General features: G+C 67.0%; 1 protein-coding gene. It reads left to right on the top strand.

Going from position 1 to position 1568, the window contains the following annotated elements:
* On the top strand, nt 1-1568 hold a 1568-nt coding region (locus AQY21_RS03180; protein ID WP_161905904.1), incomplete at both ends, for a strawberry notch family protein.

Raw genomic sequence — 1568 nt, 5'->3', positions numbered from 1 at the left:
AGGAACGCGGTCGCGTCACCTTTTCCGCCGCCATCGACGGCTCGGTCTATGCCAAGCAAGGCACCACTGTCCCGACCCGGCTCACGGTCATCGACAAGCTGCCGGCCGAAGATGCGGCGGTGTTTCCGGCAGCGCCTGGTGTCGCGCCGGACGTGGCCACGCTGATCGCCTGGCTAGCCGACCTGCTTCCCACGCGGCTGCCGGTCGATCCCGGCCTGACGGTGCCGGTCGCACGACCCACCGCGCCCCGCACCGTGCGCGGCTACGTCAACCGCGCCGCGCGATCCGCGCCCGCCGCGCCCCTTGCGGAACCGGAGGCCGTGCCGGTCGCCTATGAGACCGTGGATTGGGAACCGGCCGAGGGCGGCCGCCTCTCCGACGCGATCTACGAGGAATACGGGCTTCAGACCATCCGCATCGACGGGGCGCAGGCGCATCCTACCCAGCTCGTGCAGTCGGCCTCGATGGCGAGCATCGCGCCGCCGAAGCCGAGCTATCGTCCGGTGCTGCCCAAAGACATTCTCGGCAGGCTGTCCGAGGCGCAGTTGGAGACGGTGATCTATGCCGGCGAGGCCCATATGGGATTCCTCGCCGGGGGCTGGACGGTCGATGACACGCTCGACACCCTGTCGGCCGCGCCGGAAGACGCCGAGGGCGCCATCCGCTTCCGGCAGGGTTATATGATCGGCGACGGCACCGGCGTCGGAAAGGGGCGGGAATCCGCCGCCATCATCCTCGACAATTGGATGCAGGGGCGGCGCAAAGCCGTCTGGATCAGTAAATCCGACAAGCTGTTGGAAGACGCGCAGCGCGACTGGTCGGCCCTCGGTATGGAGCGGCTGCTGGTCACGCCGCTGTCGCGATTCCCCCAAGGCAAGCCGATCACCCTGAACGAAGGCATTCTGTTTCTAACCTATGCCACGCTGCGCTCCGACGACCGCGGGACAAGGCTTTCCAGGGTCAAACAGATCGTCGAATGGTTGGGTAAGGACTTCGATGGGGTCATCATTTTCGACGAGGCGCATGCCATGGCCAATGCAGCAGGAGGCAAGGGAGAACGCGGCGATGTCGCCGCCAGCCAGCAAGGCCGTGCCGGGCTGCGCATCCAGCACGCGCTGCCCGATGCCCGCGTTGTCTATGTCTCGGCCACCGGCGCCACCACCGTCCACAATCTCGCCTATGCGCAGCGGCTCGGTCTCTGGGGCGGCGAGGATTTCCCATTCTCGACCAGGGCGGAGTTCGTCGAGGCGATCGAGGCCGGCGGCGTCGCGGCGATGGAGGTGCTGGCGCGCGACCTGCGGGCGCTTGGCCTCTACACCGCCCGCTCGCTGTCCTTCAAAGGCGTGGAATACGAGTTGCTCGACCACGAACTGACCCCTGAACAGGTCCGCATCTACGACAGCTATGCCGATGCCTTCGCCATCATCCATAACAATCTCGATGCGGCGATGCAGGCCGCCAACATCACCGGCGGCGAGGGCGGGTCCGGCACGCTGAACCGGCAGGCCAAGTCCGCCGCCCGCTCGGCCTTTGAGAGCGCCAAGCAGAGGTTCTTCGGGCACCTGTTG

The organism is Paracoccus sp. MKU1, assembly GCF_001447385.1.
In the GTDB taxonomy this organism is placed as follows: Bacteria; Pseudomonadota; Alphaproteobacteria; order Rhodobacterales; family Rhodobacteraceae; genus Paracoccus.
Note: the sequence above shows the minus strand (reverse complement) of the source record. Positions and strands in the feature narration are given on the sequence as shown.